A 16,388-nucleotide genomic window follows, 5' to 3' on the forward strand; every position below is an offset into this window, starting at 1 on the left:
TATGATAGAATATATATTATTTGATGTGGCTGGCACATTGTTGTATAAGCCAAAATTGTACAAGAATATACAAGATACCTTATCACAATTTGGTTATCAAGTTACTCTAGAAGAAATTAAATTTAAACATAAATTACTATCAGAAATAATCCATTTTCCTGATAGAACTTCAAAAGATTTTTATTTAAATTTTAATACAACATTATTAGAATTATTTGGAATTATACCAACAAACGAAATTGTAGATGCAGTTTTTAGTAATTGCACATATTTAGATTGGGAAAAATTTGATGATACAGAGATACTAAAATCACTAAATGTACCATTAGGAATTGCTTCAAATTTTAATACTACACTTAATGAAAAACTACAGAATAATTTTGGAAATATTTTTTCTGATATTATTGTTTCAGAAGATGTGGGTAGTGCAAAGCCATCAACAGAATTTTACCAAGCAGTGCTTAAAAAAATAGATATTGACCCAAAAAAAATATTATATATTGGAGATTCACTTAAGCTTGATATTCAACCAACAATTAAACTAAATTTTAATAGTTTATTGATAGATAGAGATAATTTCTATCCAGCTTCAAAATATAAAATTGCTAACTTACAACAAATTGTCGATTTCTTATGAAAGGGAAAATATCATTAGCAGTTCCAGTTTATTTTGAAGAGGAAGTAATACTACAGTTTCTAAAAGAGACGAAAGAAGTATTAGACAAAACAACTTATGACTATGAATATGTTTTTGTTGATGATGGAAGCAAAGATAAAACTGTAGAAATTCTTAAAGAACAAGCCAAAGCAAACAATAAAATCAAACTTATTGTATTGTCTTACAATCAAGGTAAAGCAGTTGCTGTTTCAACAGCAATAGCACATGCCACTGGAAATTATATTTTATATATGGATCCAGACTTACAGGACCCACCAAAAGAAATACCAAGATTTATTGAAAAGATAGAAGAAGGATATGATTTAGTTTGGGGCATCAGAAATGAAAAAAAGGATTCTTTTGTAAATACAATATTTTCTAAAGTTTTTTGGGGCACCTTAAACAAATTTACAGGACTAAATATTCCAAAAGGAATAGCTGTGATGAGGATGTTTAATAGAGATTTTGCAGATGAATTCATACAATACAAAGAATCTAATAGATTTATAGAAGGTATTTTTATTAATATTTCTAAACATTGGACAACCATAAATATCGACCAAAGAGAAAGATTCGCAGGCACATCAAAATTTAATTTTAAACGAAAAATGAATCTTGCTTTTGATGCAATTTTTGATTATTCAGAACTACCATTAAAAATAACTGTACGCGTTGGAGCAGTAATTTCACTATTAAGTATAATGAGTCTATTTATTATACTAATTCTGAAATTATTTTTTATTGACTTTCAATCTGGTTGGCCATCTATCATAGCAAGTATAATCTTAGGAATAGGCTTACAACTCTTTTTTCTAGGTATAGTTTCTTTATATGTTGGGAAAATATATAAAGAAGTAAAGCAAAGACCATTAGCTTCTATCAAATCAAAAATTAATATAGAATGAAAACCTTAGCTATAATTGGGTCTGGCGATTTAGGTCAGCAAATAGCATACTATGCCATTGCAGATAAACATTATAGCAATATTGTTTTCTTCGATGATTTTGAAACTAAAGAAGAAATAAAAGGATATAAAATATTAGGCAATACAGAAGATATAGAATCGTGCTACCAACAAAAATTATTTGATGAACTAATAATAGGTATAGGATATAAACATCTACAAAAAAGAAAAGAATTGTATGATAGGTTTGATAAAAGAATACCATTTGGAAAAATAATACATTCTACCGTTTGGCAAGACCCAAGTGCAATAATAAAACAAGGATGTGTTATTTACCCATCATGTTCTATAGATGCAAATGTAAATATATTAGAGAATACAATTTTAAATATAGGTTGTACTATCGCTCATGATACAAAAATTGGGAAGCATTGCTTCTTATCACCAAGAGTTGCTTTAGCTGGTTTCATTAACATAGAAGAACAATGTATAATAGGCATAAATGCAACTGTAATTGATAATTTAACAGTGATAAGAAATACACAAATAGGAGGCGGAACTGTGGTGATTAATAATATAGAAAAACCAGGTTTATATGTTGGTAATCCATATAGATTTATACGATGATGCAAGGTAAGAAGATACATTTCAATGGATTAAATGAGCCTAGAGCGATAGCTGCTTTATGTGTCGTATTTCATCACTTAGAACAATATAATTCACAAATTGATGTTATAAACTTATTTGGTGTAAATGGAGTTAGTTATTTTATTATTAATCTTGGTAAAAATGCAGTATATCTTTTTTTTGTATTAAGCGGTTTCTTAATTACATATTTGTTGCTTTTAGAAAAAGAAACAAAAAATAAAATAAATATTAGAAACTTCTATCTAAGAAGGATTTTTAGAATTTGGCCTTTGTATTACATTATCTTAATAATTTCATTCCTCTTTATTCCATTTATAGTTAATGTTACAAATTTTTTTAATACAGAAACATATTATATTAAATTAATAAACTCATCAGAGCCATATAGTTTTAGGAGTATTATTGTGTATTTTCTTTTGTTATCAAATTTAGGAATTCCTGTTGTTGGAGCTGCACAAACATGGTCAATTAGTGTAGAGGAACAGTTTTATTTGATTTGGCCAAATATTGTTAATTTTACCAAAACAGAAACCCTCATACCCACCCCACTCCTTCTTCCAACATTATTAACATTATATAAAGCATATAATCTGCCTTTTACAAAATACCTTATTTATTTTCCTATAGAAATTATGAGCGTTGGCGGTTTCTTTGCATATATAAAATATTATTTTAATGATAGGATAATAATAATATTTAAGAATAATTATTTATTTCTACTGTCAATTTTTTTAGTGTTATTAATCGTATTCTTCAAATGCAATCCACCACTAAGAGCAATGGTTTTCAGTATACTTATACCACCCACAATCGAAGATAGAAGAGCAAATCTAAGAAGTAAATTATTAAGTAGACTTGGGTTGATATCCTACGGAACCTATATGCATCACCCATTGCGTACGTTCTTGCCACCTGCAATAAACAATCATTTATTTAGATCAAATGTTGCACCATATAAGATTGGATTTTACACCCTGACACTCATCCCCACATTGGTAATTAGTTACCCTTCATACAAGCATATTGAATTAAAGTTATTAAAAATAAAAGACAAAAGATTTTCTTGACACACATCACTTATATTATATCACACATAGATAAAGCACTCGAATTTGAATGGCTAATTGAAAGAATTGATAATAAACAATTTCAGCTTTCTTTCATTTCTATTAATGATACTTCAGATACAGCATTACATCGTTTCTGTGAGCAACATCAAATTCCATTCTATCACATTCCTTATTATAGTAAAAAAGATGTGCTTTCTGCCATCAAAAATGTATATCAAATTCTAAAAAAGACAAAGCCAAATATTGTTCATGCACATCTTTTTGAAGGTGGATTAATTGGAATCACGGCTGCTTGGTTAGCAAGAACTAAACATAGAATCTATACCAGACATTATTCTAATTATCATCATAAATATGCACCAAGTGGCGTTAAATTCGATAAATGGGTAAATAATAAATCAACACATATTATTGCCATTACACAAATGGTAAAAGATATCTTAGTGCAACAAGAAAATGTATCTGAACAAAAAATTACTATTATTCATCATGGTTATCCAATAGATAGTTTTTTGTCATGTTCTGAAGAAAGAATAGCTAATGTAAAATCAAACCATCAAATTCCAACTAATAAAAGAATAATTGGCGTTATTTCTAGATTTACATTTTGGAAAGGTGTACAAAATATTATTCCAGCATTTCAAAAGTTATATGAAAATGATAAAAACATACACTTAGTTCTCGCAAATGCAAATGGAGATTATAAAAATGAAATACATGAACTATTGCAAAAACTACCAAAAGAAGCATACACAGAAATCTCTTTCGAACAAGATAATGTAGCACTGTTTCATAGTTTTGATATTTTCGTACATTGCCCAATTGATGAGTATTCTGAAGCATTTGGACAAATTTATATCGAAGCATTACTCTGCCAAGTACCATCTATCTTTACAAAATCAGGTATTGGATCTGAAATTGCAAAAGATAAAGAAACATGTTTAGTTGTACCATATCAAAATAGCGAAGCAATCACTGAAGCAATACAAGCACTTCTAACTGACGAGAAATTGTGCAATCATTTAAAAATAAATGGCTTAGAAATTGCTAAAAATTTCACTATCGAAAACAAAGTTAAAGCAATAGAGAAGATTTATTCCATATAATTTTACTATTTTCGTCCTATGGATGAGACATTCATAAGCATAGTAGTTCCAACATATAACAGAGCTCATTTAATTGCAGAGACTATTCAATCTTTAGCAGAAATAAATTATAAAAATTACGAGATTATTATTGTTGATGATGGAAGTACAGATAATACTGAAGAAGTAATCAGTCAATTTTTAAATGAGAAAGTTACCTACCACAAAAAAATAATGCAGAAAGAGCAGCAGCAAGAAATTACGGAGCAAATTTAGCAAAAGGAGAATATATAAACTTTTTTGATAGTGATGATATTGCAATAGACAATCATCTATTAGTTGCCAATAAGCTAATAAATCAATACAACCATCCGGAATGGTTTCATCTTGCATATGCATGGGCAGAAACAGACAAAAGCATCAGAAATAAAGTAAATAATTTTAAAGGAGAAACGCTTAATGATATCATTTGCGATGGTAATCCGTTGAGTTGTAATGGCGTTTTTATTAGAAAAGATATTATTCAATTTTTGCCATTCAACGAAACAAGAATTTTATCTGCTTCTGAAGATTATGATTTATGGTTAAAGCTAGCAGCTAGATATCCACTGTACTATTCTAATGACGTAACTTCTTTGATAATTGACCATGATGCTAGAAGCGTAAGGTCTATGGATGCTCAAAAAATTATTGATAGATTGGATGCATTCACAAAATCTGTTTTTAAAGATGAAATTGTAAAACAGAAATTTTCAAAACAGTTAAATACAATTCAAATGTACGCTGATTTATATATTGCTGTACATTTGGCAACAACACCAAAATACAAGCTAAAAAGTATAAAATATCTATGTAAAACAATTTTTACAGATATTAGCGTATTAAAAACAAAAGCATTTTATGCTACAATAAAAAACATATTAATAAAATGGTAAAAATTCTTATAACAGGTGGAGCTGGATTTATTCCCAGTTCTTTAGCAGATAAACTATTGCAAAATGATGATCATTTTGTAGTATTAGTAGATAATTTATTAACAGGAAATATTAATAATATTCCAAAAAATAAAAACTGTAAGTTTATAAAATGTGATGCTAATAATTATAATGAACTTGCTGCAATAATGACTGCATACCATTTTGATTATGTTTTTCATTACGCAGCAGTAGTTGGTGTACAAAGAACATTACAGAACCCAATTATGGTTTTAGATGATATCAAAGGAATAGAAAATATATTACAACTTTCAAAAAAATACAGGCGTTAAAAAAATATATTATTCTTCATCATCTGAAGTGTATGGAGAACCAGTGTCTTTACCACAAAATGAATATACAACACCACTAAACTCAAGACTTCCTTATGCTGTTGTAAAAAACATCGGTGAAGCATATTGTAGATCTTATCATCAAGAATATGGATTAGAATATGTTATTTTTAGATTCTTTAATACATACGGACCAAAACAAAGCCAAGATTTTGTAATGTCTAAGTTCTTAAATGCAGCACTAAACAATGAAGATATTACTGTATATGGTGATGGATTGCAAACAAGAACATTCTGTTACATTGATGATAATTTAGATGCATGTTTAACAACATTATATCAAGATAAATATAACAATGAAGTTTATAATATAGGCAATGATGTTGTAATTACAATAAAAGAGTTAGCAGAAACAATTATAGAGTTGACCAATTCATCTTCCAAAATTATCCACCTTCCACCACTAAAAGAAGGAGATATGACTAAAAGACAGCCAGATATATCTAAAATGAAAGAACTTTTATCTAGAGATTTATTATCATATAGAGATGGTATTAAAAAAATATTAGAATCATGGAACATTAATTAAAAGTTCTAATATTTAGTATAATATTTATGTGTGGCATTGTAGGTTATATTAGCAAAACTCAAGTTGACAAAGATTCTTTTGTAAGTGCTGCAAATACTATTCTTCATCGTGGTCCAAATGCTACTGGATTTTACTATAACCAAAACAATACAATTGCCTTTGCTCATCAACGTTTGTCTATTTTAGACTTAAATGAGGTTGCCAACCAACCAATGTATTCAGCATGTAAAAGATATATAATCATTTACAATGGAGAAGTCTACAATTTTAATGATATTAAAAATAAATATCAGATTACTACCACAACAACTTCTGATACTGAAATTATCTTAGAAGCATATATAAAAATAGGAACATCAATTTTTGAAGAACTCAATGGTATGTTTGCCTTTGCAATTTATGATACTGTTGAAAATAAAATTGTCTTAGCAAGAGATAGATTAGGCATTAAACCACTTTTTTATTACCATGATGATAATACATTTGCTTTTGCTTCAGAATTAAAAGCGATTAAAAAATTATATAATAATCTAGAAATCAATAAAAGTGTAATTCCATATTTTCTACAATTAGGATTTATTCCACAACCACATACCATTTACAAAAATGTATATAAATTTCCAACAGGTAGTTTTACAGAAATAGATTTAAGTAATATTGGTGCATTAAAATTTAATTCTTATTGGACTATAGAGCAAGAATTAAAGCAAACAAATATAACAGACTTCAATACAGCAAAATCAAAATTAAAAGAAACTTTATTTGAGAGTGTTGAACAACAATTGGTAGCTGATGTTCCATTGGGTACTTTTTTGAGTGGAGGCATCGATTCGAGTTTAGTAACAGCCATAGCATCAAAAATAAAAAAGGATAAAATAAACACTTTTAGTATTGGTTTTGATTACAATAAATTCGACGAAAGTCAGTATGCGCTAGAAGTTGCCACACATTTGCAAACACAACATCATCCATTCCAAGTAAAAGAAAAAGATGCTTTAGAGCAGCTACACAATATTATTGATGTGTACGATGAACCTTACGCTGATTCATCTTGTTTTCCTTCTTTGTTGGTTTCGCAATTAGCAAAAAAATACGTTACAGTAGCATTGTCTGGCGATGGTGGCGACGAATTATTTTACGGTTATGGTGCATACATTTGGGCAAAAAGGTTACACAAATTTCCATTCAATATTTTGCATCAGCCAATATATAAACTTACACAACTAAGTAATGACAATAGAATAAAAAGAGCAGGAAACCTATTTAACTACAAAAATAGACGTCACCTAAATAGCCATGTTTTTTCTCAAGAGCAATATTTCTTTTCAGAAAATGAATTAAATAATTTATTAGTTCATTCAGATTATAATAATGATACAATTAATTTAGGAAAAACACTTTTAGACAATAATTCACTTTCTGCTACAGAACAACAAGCTGTTTGGGACTTGCAGTTTTATTTGAAAGATGATTTATTAGTGAAAATGGACAGAGCAAGTATGCAACATGCATTAGAAGTTAGAGTACCATTGTTAGATAATAGAATGATCAATATTGCATATCAAATGCCTGAAGAGTTTAAAATTAATAATGGAATTCAAAAATATATTTTGAAAGAAGTTTTATATGATTTTGTGCCAAAACAAATTTTTGATAGACCAAAACAAGGATTTGCGATTCCATTAATTAAATGGTTGAAAAATGAATGGCATTTTTTAATTGAAAAATACCTAAATAATACAATAATTGAAAAGTATAATCTAGTACAAACTTCTTCAGTTAGTCAATTAATCAATAGATTTAATAAAGGCGAAGATTATTTGTACAATAGACTTTGGGTTTTAATTTTACTACATTGGTGGTTAGAAAAAAATAACGCATCATGAGTAAAATAAACACACTCTTTCTTTCTTACGACGGCATGACTGATGCATTAGGACAATCACAAGTATTACCATACTTAGTTGGATTGAGTAAGCAATATAATATTACACTCATTAGTTTCGAGAAAAAAGAAAATTTTGAGAAAAATAAAAATACCATCCAAAAAATAGTAGATGATAACAACATCACATGGTTGCCATTAAATTATACAAAAAAACCACCAGTACTTTCTACACTTTATGATGTATATAGATTAAAAAAAATAGTATATAAATTAATTGAAGGAAAAAATATTAAAATCATACACTGTAGAAGCTATATTACAGCATTAATTGGACTAAGTGCAAAACAAAAATTTGGTACTAAATTTATTTTTGATATGCGCGGATTTTGGGCAGATGAGCGTGTAGATGGGAAACTTTGGAATATAGAAAATCCAATATTCAAAAGAATTTATCAATATTTTAAAAAGAAAGAAATTCAGTTTTTGCAAAATGCAGATTATACAATCAGTTTAACACAGAATGCCAAAGACGAAATTCTATCTTGGAAAGAATTTAAAAACAATACAATTCCTATTCAAGTTATTCCATGTTGTGTCGATACTAACTTATTTGACATAAATAAAATTTCAAAAGAAAATATACACAACTGGAAAAATAAATTAGGCATACAAGAAAATGATTTTGTATTAAGTTATTTAGGCTCAGTAGGCACTTGGTACATGCTAGATGAGATGATGCAATTCTTTGTACAACTAAAAAATATATTGCCACAAGCTAAATTTTTATTTATTAATAAAGATGAACAACAGCGCATTACTGAAGCAGCAACAAAGCTAAACATTCAAGACAGTATAATAATACAAGCAGGCAATAGAAACGAAGTGCCAGAATTATTAAGCCTAAGCAAACTATCAATATTTTTTATACTACCAAGTTATTCCAAAAAAGCATCTTCGCCAACCAAACAAGGAGAACTAATGGCAATGCAAATACCAATTGTGTGCAATGCAGGCGTTGGCGATACAGATTTTATTGTAAAAAAATACCACTCAGGTTTTGTAATAGAAAATTTTATGTTTGATGATACCATCCAAAAAATCACAAACAACAATCTAGAAAATATATTTAATCTATCAGAAATTAGACAAGGCTCAATAGCCTATTTTTCTCTCAAAAAAGGAATTGATAAGTACTTAGAAGCATATAAATATGTATTATAAAAAACCATAAAATTCTTGATCTTACTAAGATTGATTTTAATCAAAATATTTATTTACTTTTTCTTGCATCCAAAGATATGGAGAATAATTTATGAGCATAGGAATTTTAGAGTCAATTATTTTCTGATTACTCAACATAATTTCATTTCTTATTTTTTGAGAGATTTTCTTATCCAACGGCTTGTTGTTTAAATATTTAATACATACATAAAAATAATCTGCGATGAGCTCAAAATGTCTATCTGTTTCATTTATTAATTTTGAACGTTGTAAATTTTGTATTTCTACAAATGCCATTTCGAATTGTTCTTCTTGAATAAAATATATGCAATAAAATAATCTATAAAAAATTCTTTCAAATGGTTGTAGCGTTTCAAAATCTATCGTCATTAGTTTTTTGAGTTTTGCTATGTCGTTTAGATATACTGCTGCTACTAATTCTTGCGTTCTAAATTGTGCTGTTTTCCTAATTAATTTGCCAAATATTTTCTCTGCTATTTTCAACTGTTCTGTAGCCTCAGCGTACATTTTTAGTTTGTTGAAATTGGTAATATAGTTTAAATATATTGCCATGTTTTTCTTAGTTATATTTCCTGGTATTTGCTCAAATAATAATTTAAAATATACTTCAGATTTTTTATATTGATTTCGAATAGAACATATTGTAGCCAAGTTGCTTAGTGTAAGGCATTTTTCTTCATCATATCTTGTATAATGGTCATCAATTTTCTGAAATAATGTATATACTTCTTCCCATTGTTCAATTGTTGATGTATCAAAATTGACGTATGCATTGGCGTATGCTAAGCAATAATCATTAAATGCACTTTCTTGTGATTTTGCAGGAACTTGAATGTCATGATATTCAAAGTGTATGGTATTTTTTTGGTTGCTTAATTGTTTTTTTTGAAATAATAAATGTGCTTGTAGTGTATATACCTTTGCTTGCTGTATAGAAAAATATTTCATTAGATTTTCTTCGATGGCATTCATGTTTTCTTCCATCAATTTTGCACGTTCTTCGTAGTTTGATGTATTGATTCTAATATAATCTGCGTATTCAAAACTATTTTCTATTGCATTATGCAAGTTTAATTGCTGCAATTGTTTATTTTGATAATTCTTATAAACTTGTAAATATTCATCTGAAATTTTAATTTGTTTATAGAAGTCTAATCTTATTTTATCTTCAATATTTTTTATATATTTTGAAGTAGAAAATTTGATATAAATTTCTTCTATTTTATCTTTTAATAATTTTAATTCATTCCTAAGTAAATAGTCATTTTCTTTCGTCCATTTCTTTTTAAATATTTTATTAGATACTGTTGCTCTATCAATATCATCATCATCTCTTTTTGATAATAATAACTTTAGTAATTGCAATAATGTTTGCCTTTTGTCTTGTTTTAATTCTGTAATTAAATAATTCAAAAAGTCACTTTCCAGTGCAAATATTATACGTACAGTTAGCAAATCTTTCATTACAGAAAATATTACACAATATATTAATTATCAATAAAATACAAACAAAAAAACAATATTTTTTACCCCAAAAAACATTACAAGATACTAATAATTGATTTGTAATACAAGATGAATAGTTGAAACTTTGTCTTAGAGAAAAATTATAAAACTATGAGAATAGCAACAACACTAACAACCATCTTAGCAATAGTAATCCTTGCTATAAGTTGTACAAAAGAAAAAGAGAATGGAATTTTAACTGATAATATACCTGTTCAAAGTTCTTCTTCTATCACATTGGGCAATCAATCAACTAGCAACTTTAATTGTTTCTTTTCATTCGATTCAATGAAAGTGTACAAATTCGCAGACGCAGTAAATAATCAGTCTGTGATAGACTTAATTTTCTTTCATAATAATCCTGATGACTTGGCAATTTTTGCTTCTCCAGCATCAATTGCTAGTATTGCAACATTTAAACCTTTTATTATTGATGGTGCAGGAAATGGTGTTAATTTCTGGACTACTAAAAATTCTATTAAAATAGGTGTTACAGAAATTTCTGTCAACGATTTTAACAATGTTACCACAAATGGACAATTAAATGCTGCTTATGAAAACGATTATCATGTAACTGTAGATTGGGAAATTGATATCTCACCCAATAAAGTGTACAAATTTACATCTAATAGAACAGGTAAAAGAGGTTTGATAAAAGTTAATTCTGTGAACGGAAATCACAACACTTCTGGTCAAATTAATTTTGATATTAAAATGATAAAATAATAAAACTATGAAAAAGATAATATTAGTAAGCATCTTAGCAATAGTAATATTTGCTACGAGCTGTAAGAAAGAAACCGAAACGGATAATCCGAACATCATCCATCGTACTACTAACTTAGAAGTAAGAGTCAGTTCTTATAATGCATACTCAAGCATGTCAATAGATATAGATAAGGATAGTACGATAGATTTTGGACTGTATTTACAACTCAATAAAGATAATAATGATAAATATAACTACTTACTAGCGATTGCAGGTGAAGTATTACACAATGAAATGAAATTTATTAGTATTAATGGAGACGATTATATCAAAACCTTAAGTAAGAATGATTCAATTAATGTTGGTTCTGTTCTTGATTGGTCCTTTGATTGTAATATTTTTGAAATTGAAAAAACTATAGGCAACACAGAAGAAAAATATGGATTTTATGGTAAAGAAAATATTTTAGTAGGTATTCGATTTCTAATAGGAACAGAATTACATTATGGTTGGATAAAATTAGATGTTGCTTCAGATTATAAATCTGCAATTGTAAAAGAAATAGCCTATAACATTAGACCAAATATTGGTATAAAAGCAGGCGAAAAATAATTAATAACAATTAAAAATAAAATCATGAAGAAAACAATTATCACATTTTCACTCTTTTTGTCTGTGCTTTTTATCAGCAGTTGCGGCGGAGGTAAATTCTTTAATACCGAAGCCCTAATTCCAGTACAAGGTGTTTGGTCTGGTACAGATAGCCTAAATAGGCATGTTACATTTCTATTTAACAAAGATAGCTCTGTAGCTGTAGAGATAAAACAAAACGCAAACTCAACGATGATTTTAAACAGGTATGTTGGTACATATAAGGTGTATAGTTTTACAAGTGGTTTGGCAGGTGAGCAAAATTATAATAGTATAACGGGCACTATTGTAGTAAATAGAATTAGTAAAGAATTTTCGTTTATTTCTTATTCAGTATTTGTAAAAGATATAGAAAAGAATTTAAATACTGCTCAAATGCAAGGAAATTACAATACCAATATAAGCATTCCAGTTACTTTAAAAAACATTTATCCATATTATTTAAATACAGAAATATGAAATATATAATATTATCAATAATTATTTTATGCATTAGTTGCACAGAAGAAACAGAAATAGATGAAATAAAACCAAAATATCCTAAAGAAGGACTTTGGTACTCAGCCAAAAAAGGTGGCTCAGGTATAAATGGCTTAAATTACCATTTTTACGTCAAGGAAAACAATTTTCTAACTGTAGAAATTGACAATGGTATTACAAAAAATTTTTATTATGGAAAATGGAAATTCGAGAAAGATACTGTAAGAATGGGTTGGAATTTTGATGAAAAACAATCTATTGATAGTGCATTTTTTAATTATGATATTACAAAAGCACAAAATAGCCAAAATCCAAGTCCTGCAAATGGATATATAATAGCCAACGATCCATTTAATATAAATATACCCAAAGCAAAATCTGTTACAAGAACATTTGTAAGATATTATCAATAAAAATAATAAAACTATGAAAAGAATAATATTAGCAAGCATCTTAGCAATAGTAATATTTGTTGCGAGTTGTAAGAAAGAAAAAAAATCGGATAATCCGAACATCAACCATCGTACTGTTAATTTAGAAATGAAAGTCAGTTCTTATAATGGAGATTCAGAAATGTTATTTGACATTAATGAGGATGGTATGTTAGATTTTGGGCTGTATTTAGAATTATACAAAAACAGTAATGATGACTATGATTACGAATTATATTTATATGGAGAAGAATCAGGAAATGAAATTCTTACAAGTAAAATCAATTTAAATGATTATATAAAACCACTAAACAAAAACGACTTAATTAATAGTGGCTCTTCTACTTGGTATAATGATAGTAATATTTTTGAAGTTGAAAAATCACCAAGTTATCCTGAAGAAAAATATGGTTTTTCTGGCAAAGATGATATGTTAATTGGTATTCGATTTTTAATAGGAACAGAATTACATTATGGCTGGATAAAAATAGATGTTGCAGCAGATTATAAATCTGTAACTGTAAAAGAAGTAGCCTATGATATTAGACCAAATGTAGAAATACGAGCTGGAGAAAAATAATTACAAACACAATTAATAATAAATAAAAACATGAAAAAATTAACATTACTACTTTTTGTAGCAATAAGTATGATTGCTTGCTCAAAGAAAAACGAATCAAATTCAACTGTAAATGAAAAAAATCATCTTAGTTTTAAAATAGATGGTGTGTATTGGGAAGCTGATAAAGCAAGTGTATTTGGAAGTTATCATTTAACCGAAGAATTGGGTCCAAAAATTATTAATATATCTGGCGATAAAGGAAGTGGTGCTACTCAACAATCATTTATCATTAATTTGTACAACACAGATAAAGAAGGCACCTACACAGTAAATGTTCCAAACAATGGTACAGCTACGACAAATCAGAATATAGCTCAGTTTGCAAACCTCACAGAATCTAATTATTTATGTGGAGGCATGTTACAAGGCAATCAACTTACAATCAATATTTCCAAAGTATCTCAAAAACCTCAAATTGTAGAAGCTACCTTTAGTGGAACGATGCAGTGCGTTGAGGGAAATACAATAGCTATTACAGAAGGGAAAATAATTTATTACGAATAATAATATACTATTAATAATCTTTAAATTTTAAACTATGAAAAAATTACAGGCAATCATTTTAGGAGCAATCATTATTACATTAATCAGTTGTTCAAAAGAGACAACCAACAACAACACAACAACAGATAATCCTAATATCAATCATCGTGTTATAAATAAAACACTGAGTACTGCATTAGATAGTACTCGAGAAATGTTAGAAATTGATATAGACGATAATGATACATCAGATTATGCAATACAAATGGAACTTCGTAGCCAATATAAATCTGTATCAATTGTCTGTATTCCACTTGGCAATTATACATTATCAACTGTTACTGATGGTGAATCACAAAATATAGTAACTAAGCTTACTAATAATACTTTAATAAATGCAAGTGCTACTAATTGGAATCAACTTTCAGCATATGCATTTTATAGAACTGATATTACACCAACTGTAAATCTTGGACATGCTGGTGCTGGCGATATATTGACAGGCGTTCAATTTGCAATAAATGGAAAGATGCATTTTGGTTGGATACTCGTAAATGTCTCAGCAAATATGAAAACAGTAACTGTAAAAGAAGTTGCTTATGACATAAGACCAAATACAACTATAAAAGCAGGCGAAAAATAATTCATTCAATACAAAAAGTAAAACACATGAAATCAATTCTCATTATTACAATGACATTGCTCATTGGATTAAATTGCTACGCACAAAATCCAGTTGGCAAATGGAAAAAAATATCAGTTGTTTCTTCTTATAAAGGTGAAACTTTCGATTCTCACAAAGCATTGCTTACACAACGACCTTGTGCTGCAAAAATTATCTATAAAATTAATGCCGATGGCACTTACAGATTAGATGCATCAGGCAGTGGTTGCGATGATAGCTACAAGAAAATACAAGAAAAACTTTGGAGTGAAACCAAATGGAAATTGGATGGCAATAAGATGAATATTTATGTTATTGACCCAAGCTTAGGCGATATTTATACTGTTACTTTTTCTGGAAATAAAATGATATGGAAAAATGAATACGATGTCATTACTTATCAAAAATTATAAAAAAAAATAAAACCATAAATCATGAAAAATCTATTTTATTTATTCTTAATCATTGGCGTTTATGCTTGTGACAAAGATTTAAACTTACCAAAAATTATAGACAATCCAACAATTACAGTAAATGGCAAATACATTATTGCGCCTTGTGGAGACACAATTATACCAAAAGGAGTAAACTATGCTGTCTATAATTGGGGATGGGATACTTTGGAAAATCTTTTCCCAGAAATTGCAAAAACAGGAGCAAATACAGTGCGAATTGTATGGTATGCGAATAGTGATGGTATAGCGTATAATAATTTAGCATTTTTAGATTCTGCTTTATCTCGATGTATCCAACATAAAATGATTCCCATATTAGAATTACACGACCAAACATGTTTAGATAATAAAGATGCAATTATTGAAACATGTAATTGGTTCACACGAAGTGATGTAAAACCTATTTTAATTAAGCATAAAAAGTGGTTAATGTTAAATCCAGTAAATGAAGCTGGCAAAGTATTGTGGAACAACAACGATGAAATTAGATTTAGAACTATGTATGAAACCATCATTAATAATCTACGTTATGCTGGCTTAGATATGCCATTAGTTTTAGATGCGTCAGATTGTGGACAGCATTTGTATATATGGAGAAATATCGGAGAAGAACTTCTAGGCAAGGATCCAAAAAACAACCTTATTTTTTCAGCGCATACTTATTGGTCATCTTATGCGCAAATATATGGTGGAAATGTTATTTCAATTCTAAATGATGCTGCCAACTGGAACATTCCTATACTCTTAGGAGAAATTGCCAATAAGCAAGATGACAATGAAGGTAACTGTACATTAAACTTAGATATACTTGTAACAATGCAAGTAGCAAATATTAATAATATTGGATACTTAGCATGGATTTGGACACATGACAATTGTTATGAAAGACAGATGACCACCAATGGCAACTTTAATACACTTACTGATTACGGAAATACAATAGTAAATACACCTAGTATGGGAATAAAATTTGCCAAAAAACCAAGTTGTTGGTAGATATGATACAATCTCTAAATAAAATATCTATAAATCAAAA

General features: G+C 28.3%; 18 protein-coding genes and 2 pseudogenes. 19 read left to right on the forward strand and 1 reads right to left on the reverse strand.

What is annotated here, in order from left to right:
• Position 1: 1 nt before the first annotated feature.
• The 10 genes and pseudogenes from IPK18_07250 (at position 2) to IPK18_07295 (ending at position 9,330) form a co-directional block, all read left to right on the forward strand.
• Positions 2-637 (forward strand): HAD family hydrolase, encoded by a 636-nt coding sequence (locus IPK18_07250; GenBank protein ID QQR96718.1) that lies wholly within the window; start codon positions 2-4, stop codon positions 635-637.
• On the forward strand, positions 634-1,563 hold the full coding sequence (locus IPK18_07255; protein ID QQR96719.1) for a glycosyltransferase family 2 protein: 930 nt from the start codon (positions 634-636) through the stop codon (positions 1,561-1,563). The genes IPK18_07250 and IPK18_07255 overlap by 4 nt, the downstream gene beginning before the upstream one ends.
• On the forward strand, positions 1,560-2,189 hold the full coding sequence (locus tag IPK18_07260; GenBank protein QQR96720.1) for an acetyltransferase: 630 nt from the start codon (positions 1,560-1,562) through the stop codon (positions 2,187-2,189). The genes IPK18_07255 and IPK18_07260 overlap by 4 nt, the downstream gene beginning before the upstream one ends.
• Positions 2,186-3,277: an acyltransferase gene (locus IPK18_07265; GenBank protein QQR96721.1), complete on the forward strand. Its 1,092-nt coding sequence runs from the start codon at positions 2,186-2,188 to the stop codon at positions 3,275-3,277. The genes IPK18_07260 and IPK18_07265 overlap by 4 nt, the downstream gene beginning before the upstream one ends.
• Positions 3,274-4,386: a glycosyltransferase family 4 protein gene (locus tag IPK18_07270; protein QQR96722.1), complete on the forward strand. Its 1,113-nt coding sequence runs from the start codon at positions 3,274-3,276 to the stop codon at positions 4,384-4,386. The genes IPK18_07265 and IPK18_07270 overlap by 4 nt, the downstream gene beginning before the upstream one ends.
• An 18-nt stretch (positions 4,387-4,404) precedes the next feature.
• On the forward strand, positions 4,405-4,641 hold the full coding sequence (locus IPK18_07275; protein QQR96723.1) for a glycosyltransferase family 2 protein: 237 nt from the start codon (positions 4,405-4,407) through the stop codon (positions 4,639-4,641).
• Positions 4,581-5,300 (forward strand): annotated as a pseudogene (locus IPK18_07280) (glycosyltransferase). Before IPK18_07275 ends, IPK18_07280 begins: the two are co-directional and overlap by 61 nt.
• Positions 5,294-6,221 (forward strand): annotated as a pseudogene (locus IPK18_07285) (NAD-dependent epimerase/dehydratase family protein). Before IPK18_07280 ends, IPK18_07285 begins: the two co-directional pseudogenes overlap by 7 nt.
• Positions 6,222-6,247: 26 nt before the next feature.
• Positions 6,248-8,107: an asparagine synthase (glutamine-hydrolyzing) gene (asnB, locus tag IPK18_07290; protein ID QQR96724.1), complete on the forward strand. Its 1,860-nt coding sequence runs from the start codon at positions 6,248-6,250 to the stop codon at positions 8,105-8,107.
• Positions 8,104-9,330 carry a glycosyltransferase gene (locus IPK18_07295; protein QQR96725.1) on the forward strand — a complete coding sequence of 409 codons (1,227 nt, stop codon included), beginning with the start codon at positions 8,104-8,106 and terminating at the stop codon, positions 9,328-9,330. Before asnB ends, IPK18_07295 begins: the two co-directional genes overlap by 4 nt.
• Positions 9,331-9,366: 36 nt before the next feature.
• Here the strand turns inward: IPK18_07295 and IPK18_07300 are convergent, their stop codons facing one another.
• A complete protein-coding gene (locus IPK18_07300) occupies positions 9,367-10,764 on the reverse strand; it encodes a hypothetical protein (protein QQR96726.1) in 1,398 nt (465 codons plus the stop codon).
• Between the two features lie 204 nt (positions 10,765-10,968).
• Between IPK18_07300 and IPK18_07305 the strand changes: the two genes are divergently transcribed.
• The 9 genes from IPK18_07305 to IPK18_07345 are packed head-to-tail and all read left to right on the forward strand — an operon-like array spanning position 10,969 to position 16,348.
• A complete protein-coding gene (locus tag IPK18_07305; protein QQR96727.1) occupies positions 10,969-11,583 on the forward strand; it encodes a hypothetical protein in 615 nt (204 codons plus the stop codon).
• A 7-nt stretch (positions 11,584-11,590) separates the two neighbouring features.
• Positions 11,591-12,178 (forward strand): hypothetical protein, encoded by a 588-nt coding sequence (locus IPK18_07310; protein QQR96728.1) that lies wholly within the window; start codon positions 11,591-11,593, stop codon positions 12,176-12,178.
• Positions 12,179-12,202: 24 nt separating this feature from the next.
• The gene (locus tag IPK18_07315; GenBank protein QQR96729.1) at positions 12,203-12,676 is read left to right on the forward strand and encodes a hypothetical protein; all 474 of its coding nucleotides are present in this window, start codon (positions 12,203-12,205) and stop codon (positions 12,674-12,676) included.
• On the forward strand, positions 12,673-13,110 hold the full coding sequence (locus tag IPK18_07320; GenBank protein QQR96730.1) for a hypothetical protein: 438 nt from the start codon (positions 12,673-12,675) through the stop codon (positions 13,108-13,110). Before IPK18_07315 ends, IPK18_07320 begins: the two co-directional genes overlap by 4 nt.
• 13 nt (positions 13,111-13,123) lie before the next feature.
• A complete protein-coding gene (locus IPK18_07325; GenBank protein QQR96731.1) occupies positions 13,124-13,708 on the forward strand; it encodes a hypothetical protein in 585 nt (194 codons plus the stop codon).
• Positions 13,709-13,738: 30 nt separating this feature from the next.
• Positions 13,739-14,254 (forward strand): hypothetical protein, encoded by a 516-nt coding sequence (locus IPK18_07330; GenBank protein QQR96732.1) that lies wholly within the window; start codon positions 13,739-13,741, stop codon positions 14,252-14,254.
• A 34-nt stretch (positions 14,255-14,288) separates the two neighbouring features.
• The gene (locus IPK18_07335) at positions 14,289-14,876 is read left to right on the forward strand and encodes a hypothetical protein (protein QQR96733.1); all 588 of its coding nucleotides are present in this window, start codon (positions 14,289-14,291) and stop codon (positions 14,874-14,876) included.
• 26 nt (positions 14,877-14,902) lie between these two features.
• Positions 14,903-15,310, forward strand: a complete 408-nt coding sequence (locus IPK18_07340; protein QQR96734.1) for a lipocalin family protein — start codon at positions 14,903-14,905, stop codon at positions 15,308-15,310.
• 21 nt (positions 15,311-15,331) lie between these two features.
• The gene (locus IPK18_07345; GenBank protein QQR96735.1) at positions 15,332-16,348 is read left to right on the forward strand and encodes a cellulase family glycosylhydrolase; all 1,017 of its coding nucleotides are present in this window, start codon (positions 15,332-15,334) and stop codon (positions 16,346-16,348) included.
• Positions 16,349-16,388 lie beyond the last annotated feature (40 nt).

The organism is Sphingobacteriales bacterium (genome assembly GCA_016699615.1).
In the GTDB taxonomy this organism is placed as follows: Bacteria; Bacteroidota; Bacteroidia; order Chitinophagales; family JADIYW01; genus JADJSS01.

What these genes read in the sequence shown, in the direction of transcription:
- IPK18_07250 (QQR96718.1), top strand. Translation starts at nt 2, where the DNA reads ATGATAGAATATATATTATTTGATGTGGCTGGCACATTGTTGTATAAG.
- IPK18_07255 (QQR96719.1), top strand. Translation starts at nt 634, where the DNA reads ATGAAAGGGAAAATATCATTAGCAGTTCCAGTTTATTTTGAAGAGGAA.
- IPK18_07260 (QQR96720.1), top strand. Translation starts at nt 1,560, where the DNA reads ATGAAAACCTTAGCTATAATTGGGTCTGGCGATTTAGGTCAGCAAATA.
- IPK18_07265 (QQR96721.1), top strand. Translation starts at nt 2,186, where the DNA reads ATGATGCAAGGTAAGAAGATACATTTCAATGGATTAAATGAGCCTAGA.
- IPK18_07275 (QQR96723.1), top strand. Translation starts at nt 4,405, where the DNA reads ATGGATGAGACATTCATAAGCATAGTAGTTCCAACATATAACAGAGCT.
- asnB (QQR96724.1), top strand. Translation starts at nt 6,248, where the DNA reads ATGTGTGGCATTGTAGGTTATATTAGCAAAACTCAAGTTGACAAAGAT.
- IPK18_07295 (QQR96725.1), top strand. Translation starts at nt 8,104, where the DNA reads ATGAGTAAAATAAACACACTCTTTCTTTCTTACGACGGCATGACTGAT.
- IPK18_07305 (QQR96727.1), top strand. Translation starts at nt 10,969, where the DNA reads ATGAGAATAGCAACAACACTAACAACCATCTTAGCAATAGTAATCCTT.
- IPK18_07310 (QQR96728.1), top strand. Translation starts at nt 11,591, where the DNA reads ATGAAAAAGATAATATTAGTAAGCATCTTAGCAATAGTAATATTTGCT.
- IPK18_07315 (QQR96729.1), top strand. Translation starts at nt 12,203, where the DNA reads ATGAAGAAAACAATTATCACATTTTCACTCTTTTTGTCTGTGCTTTTT.
- IPK18_07320 (QQR96730.1), top strand. Translation starts at nt 12,673, where the DNA reads ATGAAATATATAATATTATCAATAATTATTTTATGCATTAGTTGCACA.
- IPK18_07325 (QQR96731.1), top strand. Translation starts at nt 13,124, where the DNA reads ATGAAAAGAATAATATTAGCAAGCATCTTAGCAATAGTAATATTTGTT.
- IPK18_07330 (QQR96732.1), top strand. Translation starts at nt 13,739, where the DNA reads ATGAAAAAATTAACATTACTACTTTTTGTAGCAATAAGTATGATTGCT.
- IPK18_07335 (QQR96733.1), top strand. Translation starts at nt 14,289, where the DNA reads ATGAAAAAATTACAGGCAATCATTTTAGGAGCAATCATTATTACATTA.
- IPK18_07340 (QQR96734.1), top strand. Translation starts at nt 14,903, where the DNA reads ATGAAATCAATTCTCATTATTACAATGACATTGCTCATTGGATTAAAT.
- IPK18_07345 (QQR96735.1), top strand. Translation starts at nt 15,332, where the DNA reads ATGAAAAATCTATTTTATTTATTCTTAATCATTGGCGTTTATGCTTGT.